At 68.8% G+C, this 16269-nt stretch carries 13 protein-coding genes; 3 read left to right on the top strand and 10 right to left on the bottom strand.

Going from position 1 to position 16269, the window contains the following annotated elements:
* The first annotated feature begins 343 nt into the window (after positions 1 to 343).
* A complete protein-coding gene (locus ACSTA4_RS18425) occupies positions 344 to 3475 on the top strand; it encodes a HelD family protein (protein ID WP_444960359.1) in 3132 nt (1043 codons plus the stop codon).
* A 66-nt stretch (positions 3476 to 3541) separates the two neighbouring features.
* Here ACSTA4_RS18425 and ACSTA4_RS18420 read toward each other — a convergent pair whose 3' ends face one another.
* The 4 genes from ACSTA4_RS18420 to ACSTA4_RS18405 all read right to left on the bottom strand — a co-directional run bounded on the left by ACSTA4_RS18420 (position 3542) and on the right by ACSTA4_RS18405 (position 7678).
* Entirely contained in the window at positions 3542 to 4105 is a 564-nt protein-coding gene (locus ACSTA4_RS18420) for a hemerythrin domain-containing protein (RefSeq protein WP_248770999.1), read from the bottom strand.
* A 271-nt stretch (positions 4106 to 4376) separates the two neighbouring features.
* Complete coding sequence (locus tag ACSTA4_RS18415; RefSeq protein ID WP_444960358.1) at positions 4377 to 6743, bottom strand: ATP-binding protein; 2367 nt, start codon at positions 6741 to 6743, stop codon at positions 4377 to 4379.
* A gap of 64 nt (positions 6744 to 6807) precedes the next feature.
* Complete coding sequence (locus tag ACSTA4_RS18410; protein ID WP_444960357.1) at positions 6808 to 7416, bottom strand: DUF6879 family protein; 609 nt, start codon at positions 7414 to 7416, stop codon at positions 6808 to 6810.
* Complete coding sequence (locus tag ACSTA4_RS18405) at positions 7409 to 7678, bottom strand: hypothetical protein (protein ID WP_047868115.1); 270 nt, start codon at positions 7676 to 7678, stop codon at positions 7409 to 7411. Before ACSTA4_RS18405 ends, ACSTA4_RS18410 begins: the two co-directional genes overlap by 8 nt.
* Before the next feature lie 616 nt (positions 7679 to 8294).
* On the opposite strand from ACSTA4_RS18405, the gene ACSTA4_RS18400 reads away from it, so the two are divergent.
* Positions 8295 to 9005 carry a DUF5710 domain-containing protein gene (locus ACSTA4_RS18400; protein WP_444960356.1) on the top strand — a complete coding sequence of 237 codons (711 nt, stop codon included), beginning with the start codon at positions 8295 to 8297 and terminating at the stop codon, positions 9003 to 9005.
* Between the two features lie 82 nt (positions 9006 to 9087).
* Here the strand turns inward: ACSTA4_RS18400 and ACSTA4_RS18395 are convergent, their stop codons facing one another.
* From ACSTA4_RS18395 to ACSTA4_RS18370, 6 genes are all read right to left on the bottom strand, one after another.
* The gene (locus tag ACSTA4_RS18395; RefSeq protein WP_444960355.1) at positions 9088 to 10599 is read right to left on the bottom strand and encodes a DUF6177 family protein; all 1512 of its coding nucleotides are present in this window, start codon (positions 10597 to 10599) and stop codon (positions 9088 to 9090) included.
* A gap of 43 nt (positions 10600 to 10642) precedes the next feature.
* Positions 10643 to 11110, bottom strand: a complete 468-nt coding sequence (locus tag ACSTA4_RS18390; RefSeq protein WP_444960354.1) for an immunity protein YezG family protein — start codon at positions 11108 to 11110, stop codon at positions 10643 to 10645.
* A gap of 111 nt (positions 11111 to 11221) precedes the next feature.
* Complete coding sequence (locus ACSTA4_RS18385) at positions 11222 to 11872, bottom strand: hypothetical protein (RefSeq protein ID WP_444960353.1); 651 nt, start codon at positions 11870 to 11872, stop codon at positions 11222 to 11224.
* A gap of 10 nt (positions 11873 to 11882) precedes the next feature.
* On the bottom strand, positions 11883 to 14441 hold the full coding sequence (locus ACSTA4_RS18380) for a hypothetical protein (protein WP_444960352.1): 2559 nt from the start codon (positions 14439 to 14441) through the stop codon (positions 11883 to 11885).
* Between the two features lie 132 nt (positions 14442 to 14573).
* On the bottom strand, positions 14574 to 14927 hold the full coding sequence (locus ACSTA4_RS18375) for a DUF6507 family protein (protein WP_378810087.1): 354 nt from the start codon (positions 14925 to 14927) through the stop codon (positions 14574 to 14576).
* A 562-nt stretch (positions 14928 to 15489) separates the two neighbouring features.
* The gene (locus ACSTA4_RS18370) at positions 15490 to 15693 is read right to left on the bottom strand and encodes a hypothetical protein (RefSeq protein ID WP_444960351.1); all 204 of its coding nucleotides are present in this window, start codon (positions 15691 to 15693) and stop codon (positions 15490 to 15492) included.
* A 194-nt stretch (positions 15694 to 15887) separates the two neighbouring features.
* Between ACSTA4_RS18370 and ACSTA4_RS18365 the strand changes: the two genes are divergently transcribed.
* Positions 15888 to 16046: a hypothetical protein gene (locus ACSTA4_RS18365; RefSeq protein WP_444960350.1), complete on the top strand. Its 159-nt coding sequence runs from the start codon at positions 15888 to 15890 to the stop codon at positions 16044 to 16046.
* Positions 16047 to 16269 lie beyond the last annotated feature (223 nt).

Raw genomic sequence — 16269 nt, 5'->3', positions numbered from 1 at the left:
GGTGCCCTCAGGCCTGGTAGCGCCGTCCTGGCCCGTCACCTTTTTGAAGGCCGCCGCCGAAGTGAGGGCTGGGGACCGTGCGTCTCCGTGCTGCGGACACACTCGGTCACCAGAGCTGAAAAACTTCTTCATAATAGTGGTTGGCTATATTCACAGGTTTATCTATGCTGTCATGAACCTACGGTTCCTGTGGGTAAACACAGCCCCGGCAGCCAGATCGAGTTCCGAACGTGAGCCCCCCGGCTCCGCATGCCGACTGTTCCGTGACCGGTCCGACCAGGGTGACGCCAACGCCCCCCGTGGCGCCGCCCACCGCACCTTTCTCCGTGAGGGAGGCGAAACGATGGGGAGCAACGCCCGCCAACGGATCATCGAGCAGGAACAGACCGCTGTGGACCGGGCCCACCGATGTCTGGAACGGCAGCGCGGCCAGACCACACGGCTGGCCACCGCCGACGCCGCCGCCAGCGCCAAGGACAGCGTGGCCCAGCACGAGGAGTACGCACGCTGGGTCGCGCAGTACGAACTCGGCGGACAGCAGCTCGTCGTCCAACGCGTGGACCTCCAGGAGGAGAGCGGCGACGAGACCTTCTACGTGGGCCGCAGAAGCGTCCGGGACGAGGACGGGAACGTCTTCGTCATCAAGTGGTCCAGCCCGGCGGCGGTCCGCTGGCGCCGTGAGCGGGGAACCGAGAAGGGCGCGGTGACGCTTCGCCGACGCCTGCGCTGCCACGGCGAACGCGTGGTGGACTACCACGACGAACTCGTCCGGAAGGCCGACGACCCTTCCTCGGACCAGGCTTCCCCGGCCCAGGTGGCGGCCGCGATCCGGGCCCGGAAGGAGCAGGAGGCGGGCACGGCACAGGACCCGTTCCTCCTCCGGGAACTGGACCGCTCCCGCGACGGTCTCATGCGCGACATCGTCGAGACGATCCACCGCGACCAGCTCGACCTGGTCTGCCACGACCGGCCCGGGGCACTGGTGGTCCAGGGCGGTCCGGGGACCGGCAAGACTGCGATCGGCCTGCACCGTGTCACCTGGCTGTTGGACAACGACCACTTCACCCCGGGCCAGATCCTCGTCGTCGGCCCCAGCCAGTACTTCCTCGACTACGTCAGCGAGGTGCTGCCCTCACTGGGCACACGCGGCGTGACCTCGCTGCGCGTCGACGACCTGTGCCCGGGGCGGAGCGGAGGTCACGACACCGCCGAGCAGCACCGGATCAAGTCCGATGCCCGGATGGCCGAGGTCCTGCGTCAGGCGGTCCGCCACACGGTACGCGCGGGGGCCTGGTCGAAGTTCCTCGACGGCGGTCAGCTCAGAATCCGGGTCGACGAAAGCCCCCTGGCCGTGGCCGAGGCCGACATCGAGCGGGTCTTCGCCGAGGTGCTGGAGTCGGACGCAGCCCTCAACGCCCGCCGCCAGCGCTTCACCGACCTGCTCGTGGACCGCATGCTCGACCAGGTCTCCTACCGGCACCGCCGTCAGGGGCAGGCACTGCGCCGTCGCATCACGTCCTCCCTGGCCGGACCCGTCAACGCCACCTGGCCCCGAATCTCCGAGAACCGCCTCTACCGAAGGCTGCTCGGCGACGCCCAGGTCCTGGGACAGGCCTCCGAGGGCGTCCTCACCGCCGAGGAGCAGTCCGCCCTGTACCGGCCCGCGGCCAACCGGACCGGGCAGGAGTCCTGGACCAGCGCCGACCTGCTCTGTCTGGAGGAACTGCGGATCCTCCTCAACGGAGACACCCCCGACCGCTACCGGCACATCGTGGTGGACGAGGCACAGAATCTCACTCCCATGCAGCTGCGTGCCCTGGCCCGCCGCTGCCCGAGCGGTTCCCTCACCATCCTGGGCGACCTCGCCCAGTCCACGGGCACGCACAGCCACACCGACTGGGCGGCCCTGACCGACCACCTGGAACTGCCCGACGGCTGGGAACTACAGGAACTCACCCTCGGATACCGGATTCCCAGCCAGGTGATGCACACGGCCGTCCCCGCCGCCGTGGCCGCCTCCGAACTGACCACCTTCCCCGAAACGCTCCGCGAGCCCCGGGACGGGGAGCTGACCATGGCCCGTCTCGCCCCTGGGGACCTGATCGATGGTGTCCGTGAGCGCGCGACCGAACTGCTGGCCAAGGGAGGTGAGCGCTCCGTGGCGATCATCACCGACGACGCCTCCCCGTACCTGCAATCGATCGCGGACGCCTTGGCAACCGGCCCCGCACCTGCCAAGGGCACCGTCCGAGCCCTGGCGGCCTCCGACGTCAGCGGCCTGGAGTTCGACCACGTCATCCTGGTGGAGCCGCGCCAGATATCTGACTCCGGCCCCGGAGGCCACGGACGGCTCTACGTCGCGCTGACCCGGTGCACCCAGACCCTGACCGTCCTGCACACCGGACCTCTGCCCGACACCCTCGTCGATCCGTCCGCCCCCGTGACAGACCACGAGAGAACCTGCACCCGTCACCACGCCGACGGTCAGCGGTGCCGCAACCGCACGAGTTCCCCGGACGGCTGGTGCCGGCAGCCCGGATGCGGCGGTTACCGCACCAGGCGGGCCCGGCGCCCGGAGGGCCAGCCGACCGTGCTGGGTTCGCCCGCGGGGCTGGACACCGGAGCCCGGTTGGGGCCCTCCGTGCGGGCTGCCACGATCACCGTCAGCGCCGCGGCGCGCGCCCGTTTCGCGGTCCGCCACAGGGCCACGGCCAGGGAGGCCGAGGTGGAGATCCGCGCCATGCTCGGCGACCTCCTGACCGAGGGCCGACAGGCCCGGCGCACAGACGGGTGCTGGTACCTGGAGCGCGACGGTTACCGGCTGGTCCTGGACCGGTCCGCCGCGTCGGTGGTCGACTACCAGACCGCGCACGCCGAACGCAGCTGGGCCCAGCACAGGGCGGGAATCGACTCCCGGATCTCCCAGCGCACCTCCACAAGGCACCGTGGCACCGCGACCGAGCGGACCGAGGAGCAGCCGATGAGCGCGCCCACACCACCGGTTCCGCCGCAGGCCGGGCCCCAGGACCCCACCGCGGCCGAGCACCTGCGCCTCTTCCTGGCCGGAATCGCGCGGCGGGAGGAGGCCCGGGACCAGAGCCTGTACGGCTTCCTACGCCACAGCCTCATCGCCGACCTGTACCGGGCGGGGAGCCGACCGGACGACCAGGAGAACGGCGACGTACTCTGCGAACTCTCCGGCCTGTCGGTCCTGTTCCGCGTCCTGCCCGAGGGGGACACGGATTACGAAAGACTGCGCCGGACGGCCCTGGAGGTGCTGGAGGCGCGCTGGGCCCGGGGATCGGAAGCCGACCGGGTGTGCCTCGTTCTCCCCGCTCCTCCCGAGGAGGACTGGTCGGCCACGGCGCTGCTCGGCGCCCTGGGAGTATCGGTGATCTGGCGGGAGGCGGGCACGTGGTGTGGTGAGGACGCGGCCCTGATCGCCGGGGAGCGCACGCACGCCGACCGGGCCTGAGCCCACACGCCGCACGTACGCGACGGCCCCGTTCTCGTGCCGAGAACGGGGCCGTGCGGCGGGCGTTCAGGAGTTGCGGTTCGAGAGCGCGTCGCGCATCCGGTCGATGAGCCCCGCGCCCGGGTCCAGGATCCTGTTGGCGGGCGGGGTGTCGGGCGCGCCGGGGTGGGGGCGCGTGGGCGCCGCCTCCTTGGCCTTGACCACCTTGGCGCCCAGTTCCCGAAGCTCCTCCGGCGTGCACGCGGCGCGCAGGCGCGGCAGCAGGTCCTTCTCCTCATCCTCGACGTGGTGGCGGATGTCCGAGATCAGCGTGTTCAGCAGCCGCTGGAACTCGGGGTCGTCGGCGTCCAGGCCCTCCAAGTCCTTCATCACCTGCTCGGCCTCGGCGTGCTCCTGGAGTTCGTGGTCGGCGATGCGGTCGCCGTCGTCCAGCACTCGCCGTGCCGCCGGGTACATGTGCTGCTCCTCGGCGACCGAATGCCGTACCAGCTCGGTGATCACGTGTTCTGTGAGCTGTTTGCGCGCCTCGGGCGAAAGCGGACCCTCCAGCTCTGTGAATATCCGCTCGACCTGGCGGTGGTCGGAGATGATGACCTCGATGAGGTCGGGTTTCTGGGTTTCCGCGGCCATGTCTCTCCCCCTGAAATCACGGATGCCGGTGTCGATGAACACTGCCCGTGACGGGTCCTTCCTAACACGGCAGTCGTGGCTCGTCGCGTTCCACCGGATGGCTGCGGTGCCGATGTCCCAACGCAGGCGCCGCGGTGGCGCATTGGGCTGATGGGTGGGGTTCTCCCCCCCCCGCAGGCGGGACACGTCGTGCTGTGCGTGAACACGAGGAGGCGGCGGTACAGGGCGCCTGGATCGGGGCGTGTGACCAGTGCGGAGCGGACGCCCGGTGTCAGGAGTCCGTGCCCCGCACCCGGGCGGCGACCTCCTCGCGCAGGCGTGCGGCCCTGGGGTCGGCGAACCCCTCCAGGGCCTGCAGCGCCTCGCGCCAGTGCCCCCTGGCCGTCTCCGCCTTCCCGGAGGCGGCCAGCGCCGAGGCCAGCCGGTCCAGACAGACCGCCAGCCTCCACCGGTCCCGGTACCTGCGGTACGTGCTGACCGCCTGCCGGTAGAACTTCGCAGCCTCCTCGTGGCGTTCGAGAGCCGTGTACACCCCGCCCACCCCCTCGAAGGCTTCGGCCTCGCGCACGTGGTCGGCCGTTCGGCGGTGCAGGCCCGCCGCCTCATGGAACGAGAGCAGGGCCTCTTCCAGGTCCCCGAGCCGAGCTTGGTCCCTGCCGAGCTCCAGATACGCGAACCCCTCCAGGACGACGTCGTCGAGTTCGCGGGCGACCTCCAGTGCCCGCCGCACACAGGACAGTCCGCGGTCGGCGCGGCCCAACTCCCGCCAGGCCGCGCTCAGAGAGGCCAGGCAGGCGAACTCGCTCATCCGGTCGCCGGTCTCCCGGTGGATGCCGATGGCCCGTTCACCCAGGACCGTGGCCTCCTCCGGTTCACCCAGTTCGAGCACGCACTGGGCGAGGTTGCCGAGGACGATCCCCTCCCACAGGCGCTCACCGGCACGCCCCACCAGTTCGAGGGAGCGCTCGAAGTGCTCACGGGCCTCCCCGAGCCCGTGTGTGCGAAGGCGGGCCAAACCGATGGCGTTCAGCGACATGGCGACACCGAACCCGTCGTCCGCGTCCCGCCTCAGTTCGAGCGCACGCTGGTGGTGGACCAGGCCCTCCTCAGGGCGGTTGGCCTGCACGCAAGCCATACCCAGGCTCTCCTCCAGGTCCGCCTCGGCCGAGGTGCAGCCCTCCCGCCGTGCCGCCTCCAGCCCGAGGCGGGCGGTCGTGAGCCATGTGGAGTCGAAGGAGTGGAAGGTGTGGAAATGCCTCAGGGCGGAGGCGAGCCGCCATGCGATGCCGTCCATGCCCGCGGGGACGGCCGTCTCGACGGCGGCGGCCAGGTTCCTGTCCTCCAGCTCGAACCACCGGACCGCCTCCGCGCTGTCCGCGAACTCACGGAGTTCCCCGGCCCCCTCCTCGGGCGGTCCGATGTGCCTCAGGTGGGAGCCCACGGCTGCGGCCGCGGCCTCCGCCACACACAGGTACCAGGTCAGGAGTCGCCGCAGCGCACGCTCTCGGACCTCCCCTTCCTCTTCGTGGCGTACCTGGTCGGTGGCGTAGGAGCGGAGCAGGTCGTGGAAGCGGTAGCGGTCGGTGCCGGTCTGCTCCAGAAGGTGGGCGCCAACGAGGACGTCCAGGGTGCGCCGGACACGGCGGACCGGGAGCTCGGCCAGGACCGCCGCGGCGCCCGCGTCGAAATCCTGGCCGGGGTGCAGGCCGAGCAGCCGGAACAGACGCGCGGCCTCCTCGGGCAGAGCCCGGTAGGACCAGGCGAAGACGGAGCGGACCGCGTCGGCCTCCTCCGCGTCATCGGTGGCCAGCGCGTCCCAGAGAGCCGACTCGTCGCGCAGGTCCTGGATGAGGTCGTCCAGCGGCATGTACGGACGGCTGGCCGCACGCTCGGCGGCGATGCGCAGGGCAAGAGGGAGCCGCCCGCACAGCCGGGCCAGCTCGGTCACCTCCCGCGGGTCGTCCTTGGGCCGGTGGTGGCCGGTGACGTGCTCCAGGAGTTCCACGGCCTCGTCGGGAGCCAGGGTGTGCACGGTCAGACGCCGCGCTCCGTTCCTGGCGACCAGGCCGGACAGCCGGTCCCTGCTGGTGACCAGGACCACGCAGCCCGAGGAGCCGGGAAGCAGGGGACGTACCTGCGCGGTGGTCGACGCGTTGTCGAGGAGGACCAGGACACGCCGGTCCGCCAGGAGGGAACGGTAGAGGGCGGCCCGACTGTCGAGGTCGGCGGGTATCGAGTCGGCCGACACCCCGAACGCCCGCAGGAACCTGTCGAGCACCTGTTCCGGGGCTATGGGGAGCCCGGGACCGTAACCGTGCAGGTCGACGTAGAGCTGTCCGTCGGGGAAGTGCTCCCGGAACAGGTGCGCCCAGTGCAGGGCCAGGGCCGTCTTGCCCACCCCGGCCGTACCGGCGATGACGTGGAGCGTGGACTCCGCGTACCCGTGCGCCTCCTCGCCGGTGCGGTGCAGGTGTGTGCTGAGCACCTCCAGTTCACCGACGCGGTTGACGAACCCGCGCACGTCCGCGGGGAGCTGCCGGGGCACCGGAGCACGGGAGGGAGCGGGCTCGTGCCCGTGGAAGTGAACGCCGCCCCGGACGTCCCGCGCCTGCACCGCACGGCCGGAGACGTCGGACATACGTGACCGGACATCGTCGTTCGCTCCGTCGCCCGGCGTTTCGTCCGTTCGGTGCCGCCTGCCGTCAGACACAGGCGACTTCCGCCCCACCCACCTCGCGGATGAAGAACTCCTCCATGGCCTCGGCGGTCTCGTGCAGGGCCGCGATTTCGGAACGGCACCGTGCGGTGACGTCCGGGTCGGTGTACCTGACGGCTCCGTCGAGGATCCCCCTGTCGTCGTAGCGGATCCTGTAGGTCACGGTGTCGCCGAGGGTGAGGAGCTCCGGAACCGGTCCCTCCCGTTCGAACGGTGCGACCGGCTTGGCGGAGATGACACGGATATCCTCGCCGCACTGGGCGCGGATCCGCAGGGAGTGCAGTTCCCAGAGAAGGTAGAGGGGGATCGGCTTCTCCACGACTCGTACCCTGCGGATTCGGCACCCCAGCCCGGCGAGACGGTCGAATTCCGCACGTAGGGAAGCGCGTTCCTCCTCCATCATGCGCAGGGCCTCATCCCTCCTGCCGTCGGCGAACGCCAGCCAGCTCTCCTCCTCAGGTTGGTCGAACTCCTGCTGCCGTTCGAGCTTCCAGACGTCGGTGTTCCTGAGCGAGTCGAAACGGACGTCGAAGTCCTCGGAGTACTCGTCGAGAGTGAGGCGGTCACCGGGAAGGGCGGCGATGGTGTCAAGCATCGGGAATGTCCGCCTTCGCCGAGATCAGCGTGATCCGAGGGATGACGACGAGCCGTTCGTCGGCGGCGATCGACGCCCCTTCGGGGAGCCGGTGGGCATAGCTCCGGGTCAGGTCACGGCCGATCACGGCGATGTCACCGTTGGAGAGTTCCCAGATGTCGGGGCACCCCTTGACGTGGTTGGTGGTGTCCAGCTCCTCCGGAGACCTGCCCAGTCTGCGCACCATGTCCGTGCTGGGGTCCGCCTCCCAGGGGTGTGTCATGTCGGGTCCTTCCGTGCACCGTTCGGGGGGTGGGTGCGTCCAACGAAAATAACACGGAGGAACGTATTTCCTGGGTGACGGTTGTATCGCCCACGGACAAGAACGCCTCTCCTTGCTGTGTTGCCCGTGTTTTTCTTGAACCGGTCTCATTGTGCTGTGTCGGCTGAAGGGCAGGTCATGGGAAGTGTGGTGCCAAGGGTGATGTTTTGTCTTGTGGTGTGGCGGTCGGGATGTTTGGCAAATTTTGCTGAGGTGGAATGTGTTTTGTCCGCATCCGGTCATGGCGAGGGAGGGAAACAAGGGCCTTTGGCCCCTGAATTCCCCGTTCGCTAGTGGCCTATGGCGGATTCGCATACGAGGTCCGCACGGCCTCACCACGGCGCTGGGCGCGGGGTAGGTGTACACCGAGCAGCGGACGGGGCCCGGTCAGGCCACGTGTACGTGTGCGGTGGCGTGAGGCCGGGCCGGTGCCGTAGAGCGGATACCGCGCTCCGCCAGTGCTGAAAGGCCCTGTGGGTGGCCGTTTCCGGTCGCCCGGTGGTACTGACTTCCACCCGTGCGCGTCGCTAGAGTTCCTGCTCGATCACCACGAACCCCCAGCGGTGTGAGGAGAGCGGTGCCTACCGAGCGGATCTGGCTTGACGTCCCGTACGCGGAGAAGGACCTGGCGAAGGCGGAGGGAGCGCGTTGGGATCCCGGCGCACGCCGGTGGTACGCGCCCCGGCCGGGTAACGCCGGGTTGGAGCGCTGGTCGGCCCGCCTCGACGTTTCCGACCTGTTGCCCGGTGAGGACCGCTCGCTCGGCTCGGGACTGTTCGTCGACCTGGTTCCCACCACCTGCTGGTTCACGAACGTGCGCTCGTGCGTGTCACAGCAGGACTGGGAGCGGTTGCGCCGCACGGTCGTCAACCGGGCGGGGCGGGTGTGCGAGATCTGTGGGGCGTCCGCCGATCGCGAGGCGCAGCGCTGGCTGGAGGTTCACGAGAGGTGGGTATTCGATGAGCGGTCCAGGACTCAGACGCTGCGCCGCCTGATCTGTGTCTGCACGCCCTGCCACACCGTCACCCACTTCGGCCTCGCGCAGGTGAAGGGGATCGCGGGCCAGGCGATGGCGCACCTGATCGAGGTGACAGGAGCTTCTGCCGGGGCGGCCCAGCGTCATGTTCAGGAGGCGTTCGCGCTCTGGGAACGCCGCTCGCAGGTGGTGTGGGAACTGGATCTGAGCATGCTGACAGGGGTGGGGATCACCGTCCAGCCTCCTCCCGACGCACTGCGCCGTGCCGAGGAGGCCCGGGCCCAGCTCCAGCGCCAAGGGCCACCGTGGTGACGCCTGTCGGGGCCGGGTAAGCGCTGGGTACGGGCCTGGGACACGAGTAGCGAGGGCGAACCCCTAGGGATGGGCGTCTGCGTCAGTCAGCGGCCGCGGGCATCCGGAACCTGATCACCGGGACGGTGTCCGTGTCCGCTTCCTCGCCCTGTCCCGGTGGCTGTCGTCCGGCGTCCCTGCCGGGGTTCACATGGGCCAGGAGTGCGCCGAAGCCAGCCCAGCCCTCACCGCTGCGTTCGCCGCCACCGGTGAGGTCGTACCAGACGGCCGGAGTCATCGGCGGACCGACCGGGACGGCGCGCACGGGTGCGTCCAGGGCGCGGTCGACTCCCAGGGAAGCGACGGTCTCCACCCCCAGGGCCAGGCCCACCGGTGTCAGCCCGCCCGCCCGGTAGGGGCCCCGGGCCAGGTCCGCGCGGCCTCGGCGGCGGCGCACCTCCATCACGTGCAGTACGCCCCACTCGGCCAGCTCCCGCACGATCGGTACCAGGGAGGACAGGTCCGGTTCGTCCCCCGGCGGATGGCTCACCGTGAGCGTGACGGTCTCGCGGACGCCTTCCCGGGTCCGGCGTACCCGCAGAGTGCCGCAGAAGGCGCGTACGCCCTCCGGGCGCACTGACGCGGGCGCGCCGGCGAACACCAGCCACGAGGGACGGGGAGACCGGTCCCGGCACAGACCTGTGAGGGAGCTGGTCTCCCATGCCAGGGTGGCGGGTTCGGTGGGGCCGAACAGGGAGGGTACGGCTCCGGCCAGGGTCTCGGTGAGAAGCTCGACCGTCTGGCCCAGGACAAGGTTCGGATCGGCCGGGTGGTCGGCCTTGAGGGTGACCTGGAGTTGGTGGTCGGTCTCCTCCGGAGCCGGTTCGGTCCGCAGCGGGGAGTCGGCCACCGGGGTGCCGGGCGGGTCGGCGATCAGACCGTAGCGCTCGTCCCAGTGCAGCGGGCGGCCGGAGAACCCGTCGCGGAACCCGTCGCCGACGGCCACCGCCCAGCGGGCCAGGGGCGCGGTCAGCAGGGTCGCCAGCGGTTCGGTGAGGCGCGAGTCCGGGGGCGTGACTAGCTGAAGGGCGCGGCCCTGGCGCGCTTGCGCGGCCAGGGCGTCGGCCAGCCAGACGGAGACCGGAACGACGGGCCGGTCCTCGACCACGACGGCGGCCTCCTCGGTGAGCGCGGCGACCACCGGATGCCCGGTGTCCCGGACGGGCAGCCCGTCGAGCCGCGGCAGGTGTTGCTCCGGCTGCCACACCAGTCCGCCGTACCACTCCACCAGCGTGTCGGCGAAGCGGCGCATCGCCCGCCGGGTGGTCGGGTCCGCCAGACCCGCCTCGGTGGTACGGGCCTCCACCCACCAGGGCTGCGCGGGCAGGGTGTCGGGAAGCGCGGTTTCCAGGAGCCGTTCGGCCTCGGCCGACACCGCGAGCCGCTGGGCGGCGTGCACCGCCGCGACCAGGTGTCCCGCCTCGCCGCGCAGCTGGACGAGCGCGCCGTCGGCGACCAGGCGCACGCGTAGCGATGGCCCTGCCGCGGCAAGGGCGCGTGTCAGCCCGGGGGTGCCCGGCGGGTGCTCTAGGAGGGCGATCAGGGTGCGGCTCACAGAAAGGGCTCCTTCAAGAACGGATACGGGGACGTGGCTGGGCCTACCCGGTGGCTCTGCCCTCGGCTTCTTCGCGCAGTTTCTCGTGGAGCCAGTCAGGGATGTTTTCCTCGTCGCGAGGGAAGTACTTCAGGTCTTTGGTGAAGCCCCAGGCCGTCGGGAAGAGGATGTGGGGGTCCTCGTCGTAGTTGTAGCGGACCTTGAATTTACCTGGGCGGGTGATGACGTACTCAAGGGAGAACCAGGTTCCCTTGCCGTCCTTGTACATCCCGGCACGGAGGTCATCGAACAGGGTGCCCACTGTAACAGGAGGCCATTCTCGAACACTTTCTCCACTCGCGAGTTCGATGACGGACAAGCTGCTTGAGTGGTCGGTTACTGATGCCCTGGAGTAGATGATCCTTTCCCACTTTTCGGGGGCTTCTTTGAGGATTTCTGTTCCAGCCTCCTTGAGGATACCCTGCTGTCGTTCGTGGTTCAGGTGTCCGCGCTTAAAAAATCTACTGACCAACTTGCTTGGTTCCGTTTAAATTTTGGAGAGGTGGGAGTTTGGGGCAGGGTGAATTTCTCTGTGTCGGCAGGCTGGGGGGTGTCAATGTGTCTGAGTGCATCCCTTCTGGAGTCAAAGGCGAATTCTCGCGTCGAAATAGGCGCCCTCGTCCCTGGTTCTCGGTGTCTTGATGCCGTACTTTTCGGAAGTTCCGAAGAATGTGGCATCGCCAGGTTCGGTCTCCACTCCCATGATGTCCTCGATTTTTCTAAGAGCGGAGGAGAGGCGTGGGTAATTCTTCTCGTAGACTTCGGGGTGGGGTGTTCCGGAAAAATCGAACCAGGCCCAGATGTCGTGCTGGACCTCAAGGGTGAGGTGAATCCAGAAGGTGTCCACTAGAAGTGTGGCGAGGACGAGTCGGTCTTCAGTTCTTTCCCGGCCCTCGGAGTCGGTCCATGTTCCACTACCGAGAAACTCGATACGGCCGGGATGGGCGTCTGGCAGCGCCGACGGTCGGCTTTCCAGAATGAGGCGCAGAAGCGTGTCCGGGGACTTCTGTTCCTCCTCGTGCAACGAGACCAGAGAGGAGAAACGGGTGGCGCCCTTACCATGGACGTTCCAGGACACCTGGACGCGAGAGAGGTCAAGCAGGCCATGGGATCGGAGTATGTGTGCCACTGGCAGGATAAGCCGAACGCCCCGTTCCAGGTTGTCATCGCTCTCCACGTCGATGTCCCACGTCCAGTAACCGACCGGTTCCGGAGCACGGAGAAGAAGAGACATGGTTTCCTCTCTAGGGGTAGATGACCGCGTCCGGTGGAATGGTGACGACGCCGTCCTTGAAGAAAATCCTAAAGCCGACGGAGTGTTGATCCGCATTGTGTTTGACGATGTTCTTGAGGTATGGTTTGGCGTGAAAATCACCAACGGGTGCATCGACTTCGATGATGGCGATCTTCCTGGTGTTCATGGCGGTCTCTCCGGAGAGCTGGTTGATGATCTTTGGTAGGTGCTTGCGTATCCCGCCGACGCTATTGATGGACTTCACCTGGTAGGAGAAATGTTCTTCCCTTGTGTCACCTGTAATCATGGTATCGACATCGTCGTTCGCTCTGCCGCCCTGAGGAAAGACTATGTCCCTTCCCTGCGTGCTTCCGGGCCTTCCCGCCAGGTCGAACGCGAACCGAATTTCGGCGGCCGCGCCCGAGAAAACTTCCGCGCGTACCGAGGAGAACTTCGTGAGGAAATTTCCGTATCCCCTGAATCCGTTCAGTTCACCGGATGCGATGATCTCGGCTACGCTCTTCCCCTCGCCGGCTTTGTTCTCCTGTAGCATTTCCATGACCTGACGCTGGTCGTCCTTGCTGAGGCCCACCTCATCGAGCGCACTCCGAGTGTCATTGTAGAGATCGGTGTCCTCCGGACTCAGGTTTCCGCTGGCGTCTCTGTGTGTTGTGAAACCCGACTCCCTGTTCCTGTCTCCTTCGGAGAAGTAGAAGGAGTCATCGGGAGCATCATCCGGACCGTCCCCTCCAGCCCCGGGTTCATCGGTACCGGAACCCGAGTGCGAGCCACCACCGGAATCCTCGGGTGTCTGGCTCTCCTCGTCCTCGGGGCGTACCACGGGGCTCTCGGAGCTGTTCGCTTCCCCGGGTACGGTGCTGCCACTGTATTGAGAGCCATCCGACGCATCGTTGTGGACCCTGTCGGTGCTGGTTCCGCCGTCAGCGTTGGTGTTCTCTGCCGCGATAGTGGAGCCCTCCCCGCTGACGGGGCCGGAAACCGGGGCCGTGGGACTCTCCTGCCCCGAGGTGGAGCCGTCGTTGACTGGGGAGGTCGCCCAGGGGGCGCTGGAGGTGTCGGCGCCGCTGTCCGAGGTACCGTCGCGCAGGGCCTGGGTGGTCGGATCGTCGGCGCCTCGCGGTGCATCGGCCTCGCTCCCGGCCGAGCTGCCCCCGCCGTTCAGAGCCGTCCCGCCCTCGTCCAGCGAGGGAGTGTTCCCGCTGGGTCCGGTGGGGGCCTCCGGGGACGGTGCCGGAGTGGGGGAACCTGACGGTGTACCTTCAGAGGCCGTAGATCCGCCGGACTGGCTCTCCAGACCGGACAGGGACTCGTGCATCCCGCCGATAGCGTTGCCCGGGTCGGGCTGGCCCCCGGTGGGAGCGGTGGTGGCCATGCCCACCGTGTCGGTACCGCGGAGCCCGTTACCGGCGCCGTCCACACCGTGGCTGCTGTGACCGCCGTCAGGGGAGCCGTTACCGTCAGACCCCGATCCCGACCCGGACCCAGACCCCAGGTCGGGGCCGTCGAGGAAGACCCTGCCCCAGCCCAGGGGGAGGGCCATGAGCGCGACGTTTCCCGCGCCGTTCACGACGGTGTACTCCGGTCTGCCCTCCCACTCGCTCACCGGAACGATGGCGTCGCCGTACGCCTGCCACGCCTCCTTCGCGTTGTGGTACTGCGCGTCCAGGCTCTCCGGCGCGATCCACTCGCCCTGTCCGTCCGAGCCCGCCAGCGCCCAGAAGCTGCCCTTGGCCTCCTCCCAGTTCGTGAGGAGGTTCTGGCCGTGCTCGGTACCGAAGGGATAGGCGAAACGGCCGTCCCGGTACAGCCCGGTGGTGACCCCCAGTCCGACCACCGCACCGACGGCGATGTCGCCCAGGCCCCAGAAGACGTTCTCCAATGCGCCGGGTGGCTCGTCCACCGCGGAACCCCACGGGTTGGCCTGGTTCACGGGGGCCGAGGCCGTCCCGTACACCTGCCAGGTGCGGTCACCACCGGTGGAGGTCTGGTCGTGGTTGGCCTTGTCGCTGTGGCCGGTGAAGAAGGTGCCGCCGTAGTGCTGGCCGATCGCGTTGGCGCAGGTGCGTTCGGCCTCCTGGTACTCGTGGACGGCCGCGGCGACCCGGTTGTTCAGGTCGTTGTTGCGCTCGCGCTCGTCCTCGTCCTCCAGCCACTCCCTGTCCCAGCCCACGTCGGCGCGGAAGGCCTCGGCCTCCGCCTTGAGACCTGTGAGGCGGGACTTGAGTTCGCGTGCGGTCTCGGCGAAGGTCTCCAGCGCGCTGGCGGCGTCCCTGATGCCGGTCGCGACGGCGGATCCGTCGGAGGAGACCGGGTCCAGGACGCTGAGCAGGGTGTCGGCCTCCGGCGCCACGTAGACGCCGGTGAGGGAGGCCCAGGTGGAGGTGATGCCCTCACCCGACTCCTCGATGGCCTCGCCGACGGCGCGCAGTCGGTCGACGGCCTCGTCGAGCTCGTCGGGGTCGACGTTGGGGATGGGGACCAGGCCGGGGACGATCCCGCCGTCGCCGGCGGGTGCGCACGACTCTGTGGAGAAGGAGGTGAATTCCATGGGGCCTTCGGGGATGGGGGAGGGCAGAGGGCCGGAGGGGCGTCAGGGGAGACGGGGACGGGAAAGGGGTACGTTGGCCACGGCGCCCTGCCCGGCGCAGCGCTGAGCCCTGGGGAGCCCCGGGCGCGAGGGTCAGTGCGGCTGGATCGCGGGAGGATCGGGCACCGTTCCCGCGTTGGCCTGGGCGTTCTCGGCCATCTCCAGGTTGCCGTTCGCGTAGTGCATCGTGGCCTCGCCCGCGCCCCCGGTGGCGCTCGCGCTCAGGGTGATCATCTCCCCGACGACGCCGAGGAAGTGCGTGCCGAACTCCCCGAGCGCGATGCTGATGGGGATGCTCGAAGCCGCGGAGTTCACCTCCTCCAGGCGCGTGCCGAGGTCGGTGTACTCACCGGACAGCCCGGTGGTGCCCTCCTCGTCACCGATGAGACCGGAGACGTTGCGCAGGACTCCGTTGACCTCGGACACCTGGATGTTCCACGCGGACATGTGGGGGCTCCTGCTCCGTCGGGGGCGGTGGAGGGCGGTGGCGGACCGTATGTCGGGTGGCCGCGCACTCACCGAGAGTTCCACAGGGGTGGGACGTTTTCCAATCCTTCGTCCGGTTGCCGAGGATTTTGCCCGTGCGGTGCGGATACGCGCGTATGAGCAGGTGGCGTTGACATGACCAGGGAGAACGCGAGGAGACCCGTGGGTACCTGGTATCGCACGTCACTTTCGGGGGCGTGCTGTGGGGCGACCGCCAACCGGGATACGAGCAGGTCACGCGTGTGCGCATCGGCGCTGGGGATATGGCCGGATGCGGTCATCGAGGTCCTGGGCTCCGGGGCCCGAGGGCGGCATCGGTGTCCCAGGCCGCCCCGTAGGGCTGAACACACTTGCCGATGTCTGTTCCAGTCCGGGCCGGAGACCGAACCCCGTGGCGCTCCAGGGAATCGCGGACGGCGATCCCGGCAGACTGTCACGGGGACGGACCTACGCGCGGCGCGGCGCGGTCATGAACCTGACCGTCGACACCGAACACGCCATGGTCAGCGCCTCCGTCCAGGGTTCACGAGGGCGGCCCTACCGGGTGGTCGTCGTCTACCAGACCATCGAGGACTACCGGTGGGGCCGGATCCTGGAGGACCTGGCACAGGATCCCGACGCCACCGCGGACCTGCTCGCCGACGAACTTCCCGGGGACGTCGAGGAGGTGTTCGCCCGCCATGGGGCGCGGCTCTTTCCCGACTCCGCCGACGACCTCGACATCCACTGCACCTGCCCGGACCGGGGCATCCCTGCAAACACGGCGCCGCGGTCCTGTACACGTGGGCTTCGGCGCTCGACGACGCCCCGCTGCTGCTCTTCGCGTGGCTGGGAAGGGCCGAGGACGAGGGGAACGCAGCCCTGGACGCCTCGGGGAGCGGGAGCGGGCCGGGCGGAGAACTGGGAGTGGAGGTGGCGCCGTTGGTCGATCACGTCGCCGACTTCTGGACCGTGGGGGAGCCCGTGCGTCTGGCCCCGCCCCGTTCCTTCGATCCGCTCGCGCACTGGGAGGGTTCCACCCCGGGCGCCGCCTCCCGGCTGGCGCCCGTGTACGAGCGGATCGGCCGTACGACGGGTTGATCGTGTCGCTCCTGACGGGCGGCCGGGCGTGCCCTCGCGCGGGGCGGCGTTCGCCGTGGTCGATGAACGCGCACAGCGGATGGAATCCGTAGGTCTTCTTCCAGGTGGGGCCGCCATCTCCTTGTCGGAGTGGGCGGTGACGAGGGTGGCGTCCCGGTCCCCCTCTCCGTCCTGCCCGGAGTCACACCGTCCGGGAAGCCGGGCGGGATCGACGTGGGCCAGC

The sequence above is a fragment of the Nocardiopsis sp. M1B1 genome (assembly GCF_052466615.1).
This window is presented reverse-complemented; position numbering and strand designations above follow the sequence as displayed.